Source organism: Streptomyces griseoflavus (assembly GCF_014649995.1).
Taxonomy (GTDB): Bacteria; Actinomycetota; Actinomycetes; order Streptomycetales; family Streptomycetaceae; genus Streptomyces; species Streptomyces griseoflavus.
In genome coordinates, this window is the sequence record NZ_BMUC01000001.1 from 630428 (window position 1) to 646415 (window position 15988).

Here is a 15988-nt window from a genome sequence, read left to right on the forward strand (position 1 = left end):
CGATTGGCATGTGCATGACACTTCAGCTGGGCTACGCGCCCTGCGGAGTGCGGCGCAACGTCAACATCGACACCGAGCTGCGCGTCAGCGCCGGGACCGCGGCCGACAGGTCGGCTTCATGACGACGGACTCCACGGACGGGGACATCAGCACGGCGTACCACCTGGCGTGGAAGGAGTGCCCACGGGACTGACCGGCGGCCGGGCGCGGGCGCGCGCCCCCGCCGCCGCACGGCGGGCGGGGGCGGGGATCACCGCCCGCCGTGGTCGTTCCGCAGGTGCAGGGAGCGCAGGGCCACCTCGATGGCGAAGCGGCGGTCGGGGTCGCTGAGACGGTCGCCCAGGTAGGTGTCCAGGTTGCGCAGGCGGTAGCGAACGGTCTGGGCGTGGACGCCCAGCATCTCGCCGACCTGCTCGGCCGGGGCCCGGGTGGAGATGTGCACCCGCAGCGTCTCGACGAGCCGGTCGCGCCGGCTGGGCGGCAGCCCGCGCAGCGGGGCCAGTTCCCGGGAGGCGAGATGACCGACGAGGGCGGGGTCGGACAGCAGCCACAGCGTCGTCAGGTGGTCCTCGCACCGGATCAGCGGAGCGTCGGGCAGCACGCCGTCGTCGACGAACTGCAGCACGCGACGTGCCCAGCGGACGGAATCGGCGGCCTGTGCGACCGGTACGGTCAGGCCCATCGCGGCCCGCGTGCCGGCCAGCGCCGTACCGAGCATCGAGAGGCGGTGCGGGGTGAGGTCCCCGGGGACGAGCAGGTGCGGCTGCGGGATGTCGAGGTCGGCGAGGACGTCACCGTCGAGGGCGGCCTGGATGTGGTCCGGCACCGGAGGGCGCAGGGCGATGAGGGTGCACGTCGCGGGGAGTTCCCAGGCGGCGGCCTCGCACAGCTCCGAGACGGTCGAGCGGGGCAGCGGGGACGAGGCGAGGATCAGGTGAAGCAGCTGTCTTCGTAACGCGGTCATCTCGGACGTGGCCCGCTCCCGCACCTCGGTGTACCCCTCGCGGGTGACCGCCTCCAGCTCCTCGACGTAGGCGAAGAGGGCGTCGGCGAAGGCGAGGATCAGGGCGGGGGAGAGGTTGTACTGCCGTCCCACCGTCCTGGCCCGGCGCAGCGCGATGCGGGCGCCGAGCCGGTAGGCGCTCTGCAGGGTCTCCAGGTCGCGGCCCTCGTAGGCCTCCACCCGGCCGAACCTGCGCAGCAGTTCGTCCCGGAGTTCCGAACTGCGGCCCGGGTCGGCCACCCGGTCCACGAACGCGACCAGCGCCTGTTCCACGCCCTGGCGGATCGCGTCGCCGTTCGGGCCGTTCAGCAGCCGGCCGTACACCGGGTAGGCCCGGGTGACCTCGGTCCGTATCTCGTTCAGCAGACCCGGCAGTTCCGGCCGTATGAAGGTCGCGAACCTCCTGGGTAACGGTTCGAGCGGTTCACCGGCCTCCGGGGACCGTGCGATCGTGGGCATCAGCCACCCCTTGCTCTGCGACGTGTCCGGCGTGTCCGGCGGACGGCCGGGCGGGGCCGTCCGGGAGGCGGACGGCCCTCGGACCCGCCGGGCCGCGCCGGTCTGGGAGGCCGAAGCTAAATCAACTCCGGTGCTTTGTACACCGTTGTCATCGGAAAAAGCTTCAACCGCGGACGACCCGGCCGCCGGGACGGCCGGGAACCGCCGCTGCGTGGCCGTTACCCGACGGCGGAGTGCCAGTTCTCGGCGAGCACCCTGCCCGCGTCGGGGGCGGCCGTGCCGGGCGCGTTGAGGCCGCTGAGGTGGGTCCGGGTGTCATTGAGGGTGAGGCTGTTGTTCCCGGAGGCGGAGGGCAGTCCGGTCTTGGCGTTGACGGCGGCGTTGATCAGGCCGACGTTCAGGCCGCATCCGGTGGCGGCGGGGACCGAGAAGACGCTGTCGTTCTGGGTGGCACCGGTGAGGTTGATCCGGCTCATCTCCCCGGCCTCGTCGGGTGTGCCGTCGCCGGAGAAGAAGCTCATCCCGAACTCCGGGTAGTTGCGGTTCTCCGGGCGCAGCAGGATGGGGTCGGCGGCCGTGCCGATGTAGCACTTGCCGCCCAGGAGGGGGTTCTCCAGGTGGATCCGGACCGGCAGGGCGACGATGGGCAGGTCGGTCAGGATGCCCGCGGTCTGGTCGAAGGCGTAGGGCGCGCCGACCGACTCCACGGTCGCGGTGATCCGGTTGAGGGAGGAGTTGTCGAGCGACTCGCAGATCGCCGTGATCACCGGCACGCTGCTCGGACACATCAGGCCGAGCAGGCCGCCGGGCACGGTGGCGGAGTCGGCGACCAGGGCGCCGGAGGGCGGGGCGACGACGCTGCTGGTGCCGTCCGCGTTCTGGACGATGCCCATCTGCAGGTTCGTCCGCCCCGTGACCACCGTGGTCTTGCCCAGCTTGATGGAACCGCTCGCGGAGGTCGAGACCACGCACTGCGGGGTCTTGGCGAGGCCGTCGGCGGCCAGCATCGCCGGGGCGTCCACGGGGCAGCGCGTGAAGGGGGCCCATTCGCCGTTCAGCCGGGGCTCGGCGGCGGTCGCGGTGCCCAGGGAGGCGAAGGCGCCCAGCGCGGTCAGGGCGGAGACGGTGGCGAGCCGGGTGCGGGTACGCGAGGTCGACATGGGTGGCCTTCCGTGAGGGGGTGCGGGGGCAGTGGTGCTCAGCGCTCGGGGACGGGGATCTTCAGGGGCTGCAGGTCCTCGGTGCACTCGTCCGGGTTGAAGACCTGCACCGCGCACGTCTGGCCCTGCGTCTGCTTGACGTAGTTGCCGGGTCCGGAGACGGAGGCGGTGAGGAGGCGGTCGAGGTTCTCGCCGCCGCCGCCGCAGCCGGTGAAGGCCGGCACGGTCATCTCCCCGGTCAGCTGACCGCCCGAACTGAGCAGGTATCCGACGGGCTGGTCGGGGGGCTGGTGGGTGCTGCTGCCGGTCAGCAGCAGGTGGTCGCCGGGGAACTTCGCGGGTTCGGGCTCGGGGGAGCGCAGCGGCCCCTTCGTCCTGCAGGCGGGCCCGACCTCCAGGGGGACCCCGTTGACCTCCAGCGCGGTCACCCGCAGCACGAGCGGGACCCTCACCCGGGTCTCGAGTTCCGTGTACAGGGTGAGGAACGAGGTCTCGCCGTGGGCGTCCATGGTCATGGGGCCGGTCTGTTCCAGCACCATGGTGGCCTTCGTGGGGGTGAAGCCGAAGGTCAGGAAGGTGGCCTCGAACGGCGGGGTCTGCGCGCGGCCCTGGTGGCGGAGCGTGCCCGTCGAGTGCTGGGTCAGGTAGCCGCCGGTGAAGTCCGGGAAGAGCTCGATGTCGGTGGGCCCCTGCTCGATCAGCACGCAGGAGAGGGGCAGGAGCGAGGCCCCCTTCAGCTTGGCCACGTTCGTGTAGCCGGTGATGTAGGCGTTCAGGGAGGCCGACGTGGACGGGTGCGCGTCGTCGTAGCGGCACGGCGGAGCCTCGCGGTCCGCGGCGGAGCCGCCGGGGACGGCCGGTGTCACCTCCGGGGCGCGGTCCGCCTGCCGTTCCTCGCTTCCGTCCGGCCGCGCGGACGGCGAAGCGGACGATCCGGGGGAGGCGGGCGGGCCGTCCGGGTCCGGTGTCGCCCCGCCGGCCGGCACGGTGACCAGGGGCTCCCGCTCCGCGGCCGGGGCGGGGGAGCAGTCGACGGTCAGCGCGCCGGTCCCGGCCGTGGCGCCGTCCGCGGTGACGAGGGCCAGGTCGACGGCGAGGGACCCGGCGGAGAAGGTCAGGTCGCCTTCGCCGTTTCCGGTCACCGAGGCCACGTCGCCCGTCGTGGTGAGGGTCAGCGGTCCGGAGCCGGGAAGGCGCACCGGCTCCGCGGTGCCCCGCCAGGTCGCCTCGGCCGTGGCCCCGTCCTGGGCCACCCCGACGGTGAGGCGGGTGGCGGGCCGTGCGGTGGCGGCCCCGAGCGCGGCGAGGTCCGCGACGGCCTCCGCGGGGAGTTGCACGGAGGTGGTGACACCGGTCGGCTCGACCGGTTCGCCGGGTCCGGTCCGCGCCGGGAACACGGCCTGGATCCTCACCTGTGCGGGCAGCTTCCCCGAGGGCAGCGCGCAGAGGTAGGGGAGTTCGGCGTCGACCTCCTGGGTGCCCGCGGCGGTGGCCGTGGCCGGGACCAGGGCGGCGACGACGACCAGGGCGCCGATGACGGCGCCTCGGGCGCGGGCGCGGGACGACTGCGTCGCGGCGGCACGGTGGCCTTTCATACAGCTCCACTCGACTGGTTCGGGTCCGGCGTGCGAGGGCGGGGCGGGCAGGCCCGCGTCCGCCCGGCCGCTGTGCCGGCCGGGCGGACGCGGACGGGCGGAGCCTTACGGGTTGGTGCCGACGATCTTCGGGATGCTGCCGTTGGACGCCTTGATGGTGTAGTTGCCCTTGAAGGTGGGCTTGGTGGCGGTCGTCACCACCGAGCCGCAGTTGACGGGGGCGGGGCTGGCGCTGACGGCCAGTTCGCCCGCGACGCTGCTGACCGCCAGGACACCGGTGGAGTTGGTGTAGGTGGCCGAGGCCTTGCCGGTCACCGTGAACTTGCAGGCGCCGGCCGTGACGTTGGCCTTGACGTTGCCGACGTAGCCCTTGGTGACGCCGGTGGCGGCGGTGTAGTCCTGCGCGACGACCGTCCAGGGGGTGACCGCCACGGTGGTGACGTTGCCCAGGACGCTGGTGCACGGGGAGGCGGAGGTGCCGAAGTTGATGGCGCTGATGGTGGCCACGGTGGCGGGGTTGCCGGTGGCGCTCGCCATGCTGCCCGAGGCGCCCGAGGTCGTGCAGGTCATCGGGATGGTGGCGGTGAGCACGATGTTGCTGCTGTTGGTCGCCGTGTAGCTGCCCACGGGGGTGACGGTCCACACCGTGGAGGGCACCGCCGAGGCGGGTGCCATGGTGAGGCCGAAAGCGGCCGCGGCCGCACCCGCCACGACGACCGACCTTCTCGAGTTCTTCTTCATGGCTTCAGGACTCCTTCGGGGTTGGGCAGAGATGGGCCGTGGCCGGGTCGTTCGAGGGGAAGGCCGTGCGGCCCGCGGCTCGGTGGTCCCTGTCCGCGATCCCTGACGTTACGGGCGGGTAACTCGGCCGGACAATGGCGTCGTTCATGATTCTTTGAAAAGCGCAACCATCTGTTTCCCGGGTGAGTGGCCGACGGTCCGACTTAGTCATCCACTGTCAATGCGGAGGTGTGCGCCGGGTGATGTCCGGGGCGGCCGGCCCGCCGGTCACCCCCGGGCGTTCGGACGCACCGAGTGACAATTCCACGGCCTTTTCCTGTCAGCCGGCTGACAGGTTCGGGAGGGCGGCGGCGGATCTTCCGGGAAACTCCTCTTCCCTTATTGCCCGCCGAGGTTACTCGGCCGTAACGTGCCGTTGCGGTGCACGGTTCCAGGTCGGCGCCCCCCTGCCGGCCCGTCGCCGTGACGGATGGTCCCGCACGGCGCCGTCCCCGCGGCCGGGCTCCGTCGGCGGGTTCCGGGGCTCCATCCCTCCCGGAGTCCCGGAACCCCGCACTGTCTCCGCGAAGACAAGCCCGGGGGCCGCATGTTGTCTGCGTGGTGACAAAGAGCGGAGGGGGTGCGGGAAGCCGGCGTCGCACCCGTTGTCAACGGCGTCCCGCGCCGACTTGACTGCGCCCGCGGTGCGCATCCGACACGCGTCCGGTGGAGGTGACATGGGAATCGAAGTGGTGGTCGAAGGGCTGACCAAGTCCTTCGGCGGGCAGAGCGTCTGGCGGGATGTGACCCTCACCCTTCCTGCCGGGGAAGTGAGCGTGATGCTCGGTCCGTCCGGCACCGGAAAGACCGTCTTTCTGAAATCCCTCATAGGGCTGCTCAAACCCGAGAGGGGCCGTGTCCTCATCAACGGGGTGGACATGGTGAACAGTCCCGAACGGGAAATATACGAGACCCGGAAACTGTTCGGTCTCATGTTCCAGGACGGAGCCCTCTTCGGGTCCATGTCCCTGTTCGACAACATCGCCTTTCCGCTGCGCGAGCACACCCGCAAGAAGGAGTCCGAGATACGCCGCGTCGTCATGGAGCGGATCGAGGTCGTCGGGCTGCTGGGCGCGGAGGGCAAACTGCCGGGCGAGATCAGCGGCGGCATGCGCAAACGGGCCGGCCTGGCCCGCGCGCTCGTGCTGGACCCCCAGATCATCCTCTGCGACGAGCCGGACTCGGGGCTCGACCCGGTGCGCACCGCCTATCTCTCCCAGCTGCTGATCGACCTGAACGCGCAGATCGACGCGACGATGCTGATCGTCACCCACAACCTCGACATCGCCGCCACGGTGCCCGACAACATGGGGATGCTCTTCCGGCGCGAGCTGGTCACCTTCGGGCCGCGCGAGGTGCTGCTCACCAGCGAGGAGCCGGTCGTCGCCCAGTTCCTCGACGGCCGGCGCGAGGGCCCCATCGGGATGTCCGAGGAGAAGGACGCGGCCACCCTCGCCGCCGAGGCGGACGCCGGTGCCGTTCCGGCCCCGCCCCGCAGGATCGTCCCCCAGCTGGAGCCGTCCCCCGGCCTGCCGCCGCGCGCGGCCGTCACCCGACGACGTCAGCGTGTCATGGGCATGATCGACTCGTTGCCGCCCGCCGCGCGCTCCGCCATCCGCGAGACCTATGCCTCGCACGCCGCGGCCCCCACCCTGACGGTTCCCTCCGCCGGGAGCGGCACGTGATCGTCGGTGCGCTCCGGCAGACCGGCCGGCTCTTCGCGCTCGCCGCCGAAGTCGGCCGCGCCGTCTTCCGCAGACCGTTCCAGTTCCGCGAGTTCGTCGAGCAGTTCTGGTTCGTCGCGAGCGTCACCATCCTGCCCGCCGCCCTCGTCTCGATCCCCTTCGGTGCCGTCATCGCGCTCCAGGTCGGCTCCCTCACCCAGCAGCTGGGCGCCCAGTCGTTCACCGGGGGCGCCAGCGTCCTCGCCGTCGTCCAGCAGGCGAGCCCGCTCATCGTCGCCCTGCTCATCGCCGGCGCCGCGGGCTCCGCCATCTGCGCCGACCTCGGCTCCCGCACGATCCGCGAAGAGCTCGACGCCATGGAGGTCATGGGGGTCTCGCCCGTGCAGCGCCTGGTCGTCCCCCGGGTCCTGGCCACCATGGCCGTGGCCGTCCTGCTCAACGGTCTGGTCTCCGTCGTCGGCACCCTCGGCGGCTACTTCTTCAACGTCATCCTGCAGGGCGGCACCCCCGGCGCCTACCTGTCCAGCTTCTCCGCCCTCGCCCAGCCGGCCGACCTCTACGTCAGCGAACTCAAGGCACTCGTCTTCGGCTTCATCGCGGGCATCGTCGCCGCCCACCGGGGACTCAACCCGCGCGGCGGCCCCAAGGGGGTCGGCGACGCCGTCAACCAGTCCGTCGTCATCACCTTCCTGCTGCTCTTCTTCGTGAACATGGTGATGACGGCCGTCTACCTCCAGATCGTCCCGCCGAAGGGAGGCTGAGGCCGATGGCCTCCCCGCTCGCCCTGCTCGACCGGTCCGGCGACCACCTGCTCTTCTACGTCCGGGCACTGCTGTGGATCCCGCGCACCCTGCACCGCTACCTCAAGGAGGTGCAACGCCTCCTCGCCGAGGTCGCGTTCGGATCCGGCGGCCTCGGCGTCATCGGCGGCACCATCGGCGTGATGATCGCGATGACGCTCTTCACCGGGACCGTCGTCGGACTCCAGGGCTACGCGGCCCTCGACCAGATCGGCACGGCCGCGTTCACCGGATTCGTCTCCGCCTACTTCAACACCCGCGAGATCGCCCCGCTCGTCGCCGGGCTCGCCCTCTCGGCGACCGTCGGCGCCGGATTCACCGCCCAGCTCGGCGCCATGCGCATCAACGAGGAGGTCGACGCCCTCGAGGGCATGGGCATCCGCTCCATGCCCTACCTGGTCACCACGCGCATCATCGCCGGGGTCGTCGCCATCATCCCGCTGTACGCGATCGGGCTGCTCTCCTCCTACCTCGCGTCCCGCTCCGTGACCGTCCTGTTCAACGGCCAGTCCCGGGGCACCTACGACCACTACTTCAACCTCTTCCTCTCCCCGACGGACGTCCTGCTGTCGGTGCTCAAAGTGCTGATCTTCAGCGTCATGGTGATCCTCGCCCACTGCTACTACGGCTACCGCGCCACCGGAGGGCCCGCCGGCGTCGGTGTGGCCGTCGGCCGGTCGGTGCGCAACGCCATCGTGCTGATCAGTGTCACCGACTTCTTCCTGTCGCTCGCCCTGTGGGGCGCGACCACGACCGTGAAGGTGGCGGGGTGAGATGAACGGAGCACGAGGCCGGACGCTGCGCCGGAGGTCGGGCGGGGTGGTGTTCCTGCTGGTGCCGGTCCTGCTGGTCTGGCTGGCCGTCGCCGTCTACGACAAGCGGTTCACCACGTCGGACCCGGTGGTCGTCGAGACCGGCAGCGTCGGCAACGAGATGCACCCGGGCGCCGAGGTCAAACTGCGCGGGGTCGTCGTCGGGGAGGTCCGCGCCATCGACGCCACCGAGGGAGGCGCCCGGCTCACCCTCGCCATGGAACCCGGCGCCCTCGACCACGTTCCCTCCGACGTCCGGGCGCAGATGCTGCCCACCACCCTGTTCGGCGAACGGTTCGTGGCCCTCGTGCCGCCGGCGTCGCCCTCGGACCGGCCGCTGGCCGCCGGGGCCGTCATCCCCCAGGACCGCTCCGAGAACGCCGTGGAACTCCAGCAGGTCCTCGACGACGTCCTGCCGATGCTCACCGCGGTGCAGCCGCAGAAGCTGTCCGCGACCCTGTCGGCCGTCTCGCGGGCCCTGGAGGGGCGCGGTGGCCGGCTGGGCGACACGCTCAGCCGACTGGACGCCCACCTCAAGGAGTTCAACCCCCACCTGCCCGCCCTCAACCGGGACCTCAAGCACCTGGTGGAGGTGGGCCACGTCTACGCGGACGCCGCGCCCGACATCATCACGGCGCTCACCGACTTCACCACCACCAGCGGCACCCTCGCCGAACAGGAGGCGGCCTACGCCCGCACCCTCGGGGCCACCACCCGCACGGCCGACGACGTGACGGCCTTCCTGCGGAAGAACAAGGACAACATCATCCGGCTCAGCGCGACCGGCAGGCCCACCCTGGAACTGCTCGCCGAGTACTCCCCCTCCTTCCCCTGCACCCTGCGCACCCTCGCCGACTTCGTCCCCGCCATGGACAAGGTGCTCGGCAAGGGCACCGACCGGCCCGGCATCCACGTCGACGTCACCGCCGTCCCCCCGCGCGGCGCCTACCTGCCCGGCCGCGACACCCCCGTGTACGACTCCGGGGGCGGCCCCCGCTGCCCGGTCGTGCCCTACCTCGGCACCCTGGCCCGGCCCGCCGCGCAGGCGTCCGCGGCCGTCGAGCAGGACCTCGGGCCCGCCAACTCGCCGCAGGAGAACGACCTGGTCAACGAACTGCTGGCACCCGCCGCGGGCCGGACGCCCGGTGACCTTCCCGACTGGAGCAGCCTGCTCGTCGGTCCGGCCTACCGCGGCACGGAGGTGACGCTCGGATGACCCGCGCGGACTACGCCCACACCCGCCGCCGCCCGCTCACCGGGCCGCTGCTCAAGTCGCTGGTCTTCGTGATCGTCACGGGCATCGCCACGACCGTGCTCGGCATCGGTGTGGCCAGTACCGGCATCGACACCGCGACCCGCTCCTACCGGGCCCTGTTCACCGACGTCACCGGGCTCGTCGAGGGCGACAGCGTGCGGATCTCCGGAGTGAAGGTCGGTGAGGTGACCGACGTCCGTGTCGTGCAACGGCGCACCGCGCAGGTCACCTTCACCGTCCGCGACGACCGCCGGCTGCCCCGGTCGGCCACCGCCGCCGTGAAGTACCTCAACATGGTGGGGCAGCGCTACGTCGCCCTCGGCCGCGGCAGCGGCGACCTGACCGGCACGCTCGAACCGGGCGACACCATCCCGCTCGACCGCACCACGCCGGCCCTCGACCTGACCCTGCTCTTCAACGGGTTCAAGCCGTTGTTCGAAGGGCTGTCCCCGAAGGACGTCAACGAACTCGCCGGGTCGATCGTGCAGGTGCTCCAGGGCGAGGGCGCCACGGTGGACAGCCTGATCCGCCACGTCGGCTCGCTCAGCACGACCGTCGCCGCCAAGGACAAGGTGATCGGCCAGGTCGTCGACAACCTGAGCACCGTCCTGGACACCCTCAACGACCGCGAGGACAGTTTCGACGACCTCGTCGTCACCCTTCAGGACCTCGTCACCGGATTCGACGACGACCGCAAACCCCTCGGCAAGGCGGTCGCGGCCATGGGCGACCTGACCACGGTCACCGCGGGGCTCGTCGAGGACGGGCGCGCGCCCCTGAAGCGGGACATCCGCGAACTGGGCCGGCTCTCCACCGGCCTCGGCGGCCACCTGCCGCAGATCGAGGACTTCCTCGAACGCAGCCCCGCCAAGATGACCGCCCTGGCCCGGCTGTCCTCCTACGGGTCGTGGTTCAACCTCTACCTCTGCGAGGCACGCGTGAGCGGAGTGACCACCTCCGACGGCTCCGAGCCGCCGACCGGCATCGCGATCACCGAATCGAGGTGCCGCGGATGAGACGCTTCACACGGCGCCACCGCTCCGACGGGGCCGGGCGCACCGGCGTGGACGGGACCGGAAAGCCCGCCGGGCCGCGGCGTCCCCGCTTCCGGCCCGTCAGGGAACGCGAGCCCGTCGCCGTCGCCGTCGCCGGACTGGTCCTCCTCGCCCTGCTCGCCGCCCTCGTCCTCAACGTGGACCGGCTGCCGTTCACCGGCGGCACCCGCTACAGCGCGGACTTCTCCGAAGCCGCCGGCCTCGCCGAGGGGGACGAGGTGCGCATCGCCGGCGTCAAGGCGGGCGAGGTCACCGGTGTCGCCCTCGACGGCCCCAAGGTGAAGGTCACCTTCGAGGTCGAGGACGTGTGGATCGGCGACCGGACCACCGCCGCCATCGCCATCAAGACCCTCCTGGGCGACAAGTACCTGGCGCTCGACCCGCTCGGCACCGGCCGGCAGGACCCGGACAGCCGCATCCCGCTGTCCCGCACCACCTCTCCCTACGACGTGACGCAGGCCTTCCAGGACCTCGGCTCCACCGTCGAGGACATCGACACCCGGCGGCTCGCGGAGAGCTTCGCGACCCTCTCCGACACCTTCGCCGACTCCCCGCCGCACGTGCGCAAGGCCGCCGACGGCCTGTCCGCGCTGTCCAAGTCCGTCTCCACACGCGACGCGAAGCTCGCCGAACTCCTCAAGGGCAGCGCCAGGTTCACCAAGACGCTGCAGAACAAGCAGTCCAGCTTCGAGACCCTCCTGGAGGACGGCGGCTCCCTCCTCGGGGAGCTCCAGGACCGCCGGGACGCCATCCGCGCCCTGCTCAAGGGCAGCAGGAAACTCGGCAAGGAACTCGGCGGCCTCGTCGACGACAACGACAAGCAGCTCGGCCCCACCCTCAAGGCGCTCGGCCGGGTCACCGGCGTACTGGAGAAGAACAACACCGAGCTCGGCAAGACCCTCGCGCTGGTCGGCCCGTACTACCGCCTCGTGGGCAACACCCTGGGCAACGGACGGTGGTTCGACAGCTACCTGTGCGGCGTCGTCCCGCGCGACTACCTGCCCGAGACGTCCCAGCCCGAGTCCGGCTGCCTGCCCCCGAAGCAGGCGGCGGCCCGGGGGAAGGGTGAGTGAGCGATGACCCCGCGCAGAAAACTCCTCACCGGCGTGCTCGCCCTCGCGGTGCTCGTCGCCGGCGCCCTGGCCGCCGTCCGGATCCTCGACTCCGGCGGCACCCGGCTCACCGCCCACTTCGACCGTGTCGTCGGCGTCCACCCCGGATCCGACCTGCGCATCCTCGGTGTGCGGGTCGGCGAGGTGGAGTCGGTCCGGCCCGAGGGCACCACGGTGCGCGTCGGACTGCGCCTGGACGAGGGCGTGAAGGTCCCCGCGGGCGCCCGGGCCGTGGTCGTCGCGCCGAGCGTCGTCGCCGACCGCTACGTGCAGCTCACCCCCGCCTACAGCTCGGGACCCGCGCTGGCCGAGGGCGCCGTCCTGCCCGCCTCCCGCAACCGCACCCCCGTCGAGATCGACCAGCTCTACGACTCGATCACCGAACTCGGCGAGGCGCTCGGTCCGGACGGCGCCAACGCGGAGGGCGCCCTGTCCGACCTGCTGCGCACCGGCGCCGCCAACCTCGACGGCAACGGCGAGGCGATCGGCGACGGCATCGAGCAGTTCGGCAAGGCGGCCAGGACGCTCGACGGCAGCAGCGGGGACCTGTTCGCCACGCTGAGCAGGCTCCAGACCTTCACCACCATGCTGAAGGAGAAGGACTCCGACGTGCGCACCGCGCAGGAACGCCTCGACGAGGTCGTCGGCTTCTTCGCCGACAACAAGGACGACCTCACCGGCGCGCTGGAGGAACTGGGGTCCGCCCTCGGCCGGGTCAAGACCTTCATCGAGGACAACCGGGGCGAGCTGAAGGGCAACGTCGACCGGCTCCTGCCGATCACCCGGACCCTCGTCGAGCAGCGTGCCTCGCTGGCCGAGGCGCTGGACACCGCACCGCTGGCCACGGGCAACCTCGTCAACGCCTACAACCCCGACTCCCGCACCCTCGACGGCCGGGTCAACCTCAACGAGATCAGCATGGGCGGACCCCTGCTGCCCCTGCCCGCCGCGGGCGGCTCCGCCGCGGGCGGCGGCACGGCTTCCGGGAAGGGGCAGCGATGAGACGCGGCACTCGGCGCTCCCGCCCGGCGACGGCCTCGGTGAAGCGCGGCCTGCTGACCGCGGGGGGCGCCGCCGGCCTCACCGTGGGCGGCCTGATCGCCCTCGGCCTCGGCTTCACCCTGGCCCTGGGCGCGGTCACCGTCGACCTTCCGCGCTTCACCGGCATGGAGGACCTGCCGCTGCCCGGTGGCGCCGACCTCGGCGACCACCCGTACACCGTCACCGCCGAAGTCCAGGACGTACTCAGCCTGGTCCCGCACTCCGCGGTGAAGGTGAACGACGTCGCCGTCGGCCGGGTCACCGCCGTGGACCTGGGCCGCGACGACTGGACGGCCCGCGTCACCATGGAGATCAACGGCGAGGTGCGCCTGCCGGCCGGCGCCGCCGCCCGGATCGAGCAGTCCAGCCTGCTGGGCGAGAAGTACGTCCAGCTCGTCGCGCCGGCGCGGGAGACCGGGGCCGGGCGGCTCGAGGACGGCAGCGTCATCCCGGTCTCCCGCACCGGCCGCGACACCGAGGTCGAAGAAGTGTTCGGTGCGCTGTCCCTGCTCCTCAACGGCGGCGGCGTCAACCAGCTGAAGACCATCACCCGGGAGCTCAACACGGCGCTCGGCGGCCGCGAACCGGCGGTCCGCTCCATGCTGAAGCGGGTCAACGCCCTGGTGACCGACCTCGACGACCACCGGGGCGACATCACCGACGCCCTCGACGCCGTCAACCGGCTCTCCACGACCCTCGCCACCCGCAAGGAGGACGTCGGCACCGTCCTCACCGATCTCTCGCCCGGACTGAAGACGCTCGAGAAGCAGCGCGGCTCCCTGCTGACCATGCTGCGCTCCCTCGACACCCTCTCCGGCGTCGCCGTCGCCACCGTCGACGCGAGCAAGGACGACATGATCGCCGACCTCAAGGCCCTCGCGCCGGTCCTGAAGTCCCTCGCGGACGCGGGCGCGGACCTGCCCGACTCACTGGAGGTGCTGCTGACCTACCCGTTCACCGACGAGGTGCTGCGGGGGGTGAAGGGCGACTACCTCAACGTGTACCTGGACATGGTCGCCGTGCCCGGGACCCGGTTGATCCCGCCGCTGGTTCCCCGTGACACGTCCCCGCCGGCGGGCGGGGAGCCGGAGGCGTCCGGGAAGCAGCGGCGCGCGGGGGAGCCCGGCGCGGCGGAGAAGTCCGCCGGCGGGGACGGCGGAGCGGCGGCACCCACGTCGTCCCCGGCACCCTCACCGGCGCCGTCCTCCCCCCTGCCCCTGCCGTCCGTCCCCGCCACCGGAACGACGACGACCCCGCAGGCCGCACCCGGAGGTGAGGCGGGATGATCACCCTCGCCGTACGGCTGAAGAACCTCGCCTTCCTCCTCGTCGCCGTCCTCGCCCTCTCCTTCCTCGGCATCCGCTACGCCGACCTCGGACGGTTCGTCGGCGTCGCCGACTACTACACGGTCGACGTGCGACTCCCGCACACCGGCGGCCTGTTCACCCACTCCGACGTCACCTACCGGGGCGTCTCCGTGGGACGCGTCGGCCCGATCGGACTGACCGGCGACGGAGTTGTGGCCGAACTGCGCATCAAGAAGTCCGCCCCGCGCATCCCCGCCGACACCCGCGCGGTGGTCGCCGGGCTCTCCGCCGTCGGCGAGCAGTACATCGACCTGCGGCCGGAGAGCGGCGGCGCCCCCTACCTCGCCGACGGCGCCCGGATCGAGCGGGCCGACACCCAGGTGCCCCGACCCGTCACCGACGTGCTCGCGAGCGTCGACGACCTCGCCCGCTCCGTCCCCCTCGACGACCTGCGCACCGTGGTCGACGAACTCGGTGCGGCCTTCGAGGGGCACGGCGACGACCTCCAGGTCCTGCTCGACAGCGGCAGCGACTTCGTGGAGGCCGCCGACCGCGCACTGCCGTCCACCACCCGGCTCATCACCGACGGCGAGACGGTCCTGCGGACCCAGGCCGAGGAGAAGCGGGCCATCCGCGACTTCGCCGTCGGGGCGGAGGAACTGGCCCGCGCGCTCAAGGGCTCCGACGCCGACCTGCGCCGCCTCCTCGCGGTCGCACCCGAGGCGGCCACCCAGGTCAGCGGCCTCCTGCGGGACCTCGACCCGAGCCTCGGCGTCGTCCTCGCCAATCTGCTCACCACCTCCGAGATCGCCGTCACCCGGCAGCGCGGCACGGAGGAACTCCTCGTGAAGTTCCCGGCGGCCGTCGCCGCCGGTGCCACCGCCGCCGACGGAGGGAAGCTGAACTTCGGCATGGCCGTCACCTTCTTCAAGCCCCTGCCCTGCACCGCCGGTTACGGTGCCACCCGGTACCGGAACGGGCTCGACCTCGGTACCACGCCCGCCCTCAACACCGGCGCCGCCTGCACGTCCCCCGCCGCCGACGGCTACAACGTGCGCGGCGCCGCGAACGCGCCCAGGGGCGGCCCGGTCCCCGAGCCGGCCCGCCCCGGATCGCTGCCCTCCGGCAGCGGCGGGGCGCGGACCGGCGCACCGGCGGCGTTCCCCGGCGCCCTCGCCCTGCCCGGGCAGGCCGGCGAGGCTCCCGGGGACATGACGGAACTCCTCGCCCCGGGCGTACGGAGCACCCGATGAGGGCGGCCCGGATCCTGGGCGGCGCGGGCCTCGCCCTGGCGGTCGCCTTCTGCGGCACCGGTGCCTGGACGTACGCGCAGGCCCGCACCGACGACGCGCTCGCCCACGGCCGGGAGCGCGACCGGGCGCTCGCCGACGGGCGGGAGGGCGTCGCCGTGCTCACCACCCTCGACGCGTCGACCCGGCAGCGGGCGGAGAAGGGCATACGGGCCTGGCGGGACGTCTCCACCGGGCCGCTGCGCGAGGAACTGGGCGGCACCGAGGCCGAGGTGGGCGCCTCGGCGCGCGGCACGGTCACCGAGGCGGCCGTCACCGCACTCGACACGCGGGCCGGAACGGCCAAGCTGATCACCACCGTCCGTGTGGAGGTCACGCCCGCCGGGACGAAGAAGGCGACCACCGACCGCAAACGCCTGGAGGCGGTCCTGGCCCGCACGGGCGAGGGGGAGTGGAAGGTGAAGGCGCTGAGCGCGGTGCCGCTCTCGGGCGGGCGGGAGGCCGGGGACCGATGACCTTGCCACGTCTCCTGCGCGGCGGCCGGCCGCAGGACCCCGCGCACGACACGTCCGCCGGTACGGACGAGGTGCCCGGCACGGACGGGGGCCCGCCGACGAACGCCGCCCCGGCGACCGATGCTGCCGTGGCTGAGGACGCCGTCCGGGGTGGGGACG

At 72.3% G+C, this 15988-nt stretch carries 14 protein-coding genes and 1 pseudogene; 11 read left to right on the top strand and 4 right to left on the bottom strand.

Annotated elements, in window-relative coordinates; all coding sequences use genetic code 11:
• Nucleotides 1-23 precede the first annotated feature (23 nt).
• Nucleotides 24-193 (top strand): annotated as a pseudogene (locus IE172_RS34305) (DUF4360 domain-containing protein); the annotation flags it as partial.
• Nucleotides 194-250: 57 nt separating this feature from the next.
• Here the strand turns inward: IE172_RS34305 and IE172_RS02710 are convergent.
• From IE172_RS02710 to IE172_RS02725, 4 genes are all read right to left on the bottom strand, one after another.
• Nucleotides 251-1462, bottom strand: coding sequence for a PucR family transcriptional regulator (locus IE172_RS02710; RefSeq protein WP_190095400.1), 1212 nt, complete (start codon nt 1460-1462; stop codon nt 251-253).
• A gap of 218 nt (nt 1463-1680) precedes the next feature.
• On the bottom strand, nt 1681-2622 hold the full coding sequence (locus IE172_RS02715; protein ID WP_190095401.1) for a hypothetical protein: 942 nt from the start codon (nt 2620-2622) through the stop codon (nt 1681-1683).
• 38 nt (nt 2623-2660) lie between these two features.
• Entirely contained in the window at nt 2661-4217 is a 1557-nt protein-coding gene (locus IE172_RS02720; RefSeq protein ID WP_190095402.1) for a DUF6801 domain-containing protein, read from the bottom strand.
• 105 nt (nt 4218-4322) lie between these two features.
• Nucleotides 4323-4958 (bottom strand): hypothetical protein, encoded by a 636-nt coding sequence (locus IE172_RS02725; RefSeq protein WP_190095403.1) that lies wholly within the window; start codon nt 4956-4958, stop codon nt 4323-4325.
• Between the two features lie 716 nt (nt 4959-5674).
• Between IE172_RS02725 and IE172_RS02730 the strand changes: the two genes are divergently transcribed.
• From IE172_RS02730 to IE172_RS02775, 10 genes are read left to right on the top strand one after another with little or no spacing between them, the layout of a single operon-like run.
• Nucleotides 5675-6682 (top strand): ABC transporter ATP-binding protein, encoded by a 1008-nt coding sequence (locus IE172_RS02730; protein ID WP_190095404.1) that lies wholly within the window; start codon nt 5675-5677, stop codon nt 6680-6682.
• Nucleotides 6679-7443 (top strand): MlaE family ABC transporter permease, encoded by a 765-nt coding sequence (locus IE172_RS02735; protein ID WP_190095405.1) that lies wholly within the window; start codon nt 6679-6681, stop codon nt 7441-7443. The genes IE172_RS02730 and IE172_RS02735 overlap by 4 nt, the downstream gene beginning before the upstream one ends.
• Before the next feature lie 5 nt (nt 7444-7448).
• Nucleotides 7449-8255, top strand: a complete 807-nt coding sequence (locus tag IE172_RS02740) for an MlaE family ABC transporter permease (RefSeq protein ID WP_190095406.1) — start codon at nt 7449-7451, stop codon at nt 8253-8255.
• A gap of 1 nt (nt 8256) precedes the next feature.
• A complete protein-coding gene (locus IE172_RS02745) occupies nt 8257-9510 on the top strand; it encodes an MCE family protein (protein ID WP_190095407.1) in 1254 nt (417 codons plus the stop codon).
• A complete protein-coding gene (locus IE172_RS02750) occupies nt 9507-10565 on the top strand; it encodes an MCE family protein (protein WP_190095408.1) in 1059 nt (352 codons plus the stop codon). The genes IE172_RS02745 and IE172_RS02750 overlap by 4 nt, the downstream gene beginning before the upstream one ends.
• Nucleotides 10562-11677 carry an MCE family protein gene (locus IE172_RS02755; RefSeq protein WP_190095409.1) on the top strand — a complete coding sequence of 372 codons (1116 nt, stop codon included), beginning with the start codon at nt 10562-10564 and terminating at the stop codon, nt 11675-11677. Before IE172_RS02750 ends, IE172_RS02755 begins: the two co-directional genes overlap by 4 nt.
• Before the next feature lie 3 nt (nt 11678-11680).
• Nucleotides 11681-12718 carry an MCE family protein gene (locus tag IE172_RS02760; RefSeq protein ID WP_190095410.1) on the top strand — a complete coding sequence of 346 codons (1038 nt, stop codon included), beginning with the start codon at nt 11681-11683 and terminating at the stop codon, nt 12716-12718.
• Entirely contained in the window at nt 12715-14043 is a 1329-nt protein-coding gene (locus tag IE172_RS02765) for an MCE family protein (protein WP_190095411.1), read from the top strand. The genes IE172_RS02760 and IE172_RS02765 overlap by 4 nt, the downstream gene beginning before the upstream one ends.
• Nucleotides 14040-15317, top strand: a complete 1278-nt coding sequence (locus IE172_RS02770; protein WP_190095412.1) for an MCE family protein — start codon at nt 14040-14042, stop codon at nt 15315-15317. Before IE172_RS02765 ends, IE172_RS02770 begins: the two co-directional genes overlap by 4 nt.
• Complete coding sequence (locus IE172_RS02775; RefSeq protein ID WP_190095413.1) at nt 15314-15829, top strand: hypothetical protein; 516 nt, start codon at nt 15314-15316, stop codon at nt 15827-15829. The genes IE172_RS02770 and IE172_RS02775 overlap by 4 nt, the downstream gene beginning before the upstream one ends.
• The last annotated feature ends 159 nt before the right edge of the window (nt 15830-15988 follow it).

Bases quoted from the DNA above. Each gene is read 5' to 3' on its own strand.
- IE172_RS02715 (WP_190095401.1), bottom strand. From the start codon at position 2,622: ATGTCGACCTCGCGTACCCGCACCCGGCTCGCCACCGTCTCCGCCCTG.
- IE172_RS02765 (WP_190095411.1), top strand. From the start codon at position 12,715: ATGAGACGCGGCACTCGGCGCTCCCGCCCGGCGACGGCCTCGGTGAAG.
- IE172_RS02725 (WP_190095403.1), bottom strand. From the start codon at position 4,958: ATGAAGAAGAACTCGAGAAGGTCGGTCGTCGTGGCGGGTGCGGCCGCG.
- IE172_RS02755 (WP_190095409.1), top strand. From the start codon at position 10,562: ATGAGACGCTTCACACGGCGCCACCGCTCCGACGGGGCCGGGCGCACC.
- IE172_RS02775 (WP_190095413.1), top strand. From the start codon at position 15,314: ATGAGGGCGGCCCGGATCCTGGGCGGCGCGGGCCTCGCCCTGGCGGTC.
- IE172_RS02740 (WP_190095406.1), top strand. From the start codon at position 7,449: ATGGCCTCCCCGCTCGCCCTGCTCGACCGGTCCGGCGACCACCTGCTC.
- IE172_RS02750 (WP_190095408.1), top strand. From the start codon at position 9,507: ATGACCCGCGCGGACTACGCCCACACCCGCCGCCGCCCGCTCACCGGG.
- IE172_RS02710 (WP_190095400.1), bottom strand. From the start codon at position 1,462: ATGCCCACGATCGCACGGTCCCCGGAGGCCGGTGAACCGCTCGAACCG.
- IE172_RS02730 (WP_190095404.1), top strand. From the start codon at position 5,675: ATGGGAATCGAAGTGGTGGTCGAAGGGCTGACCAAGTCCTTCGGCGGG.
- IE172_RS02760 (WP_190095410.1), top strand. From the start codon at position 11,681: ATGACCCCGCGCAGAAAACTCCTCACCGGCGTGCTCGCCCTCGCGGTG.
- IE172_RS02770 (WP_190095412.1), top strand. From the start codon at position 14,040: ATGATCACCCTCGCCGTACGGCTGAAGAACCTCGCCTTCCTCCTCGTC.
- IE172_RS02720 (WP_190095402.1), bottom strand. From the start codon at position 4,217: ATGAAAGGCCACCGTGCCGCCGCGACGCAGTCGTCCCGCGCCCGCGCC.
- IE172_RS02745 (WP_190095407.1), top strand. From the start codon at position 8,257: ATGAACGGAGCACGAGGCCGGACGCTGCGCCGGAGGTCGGGCGGGGTG.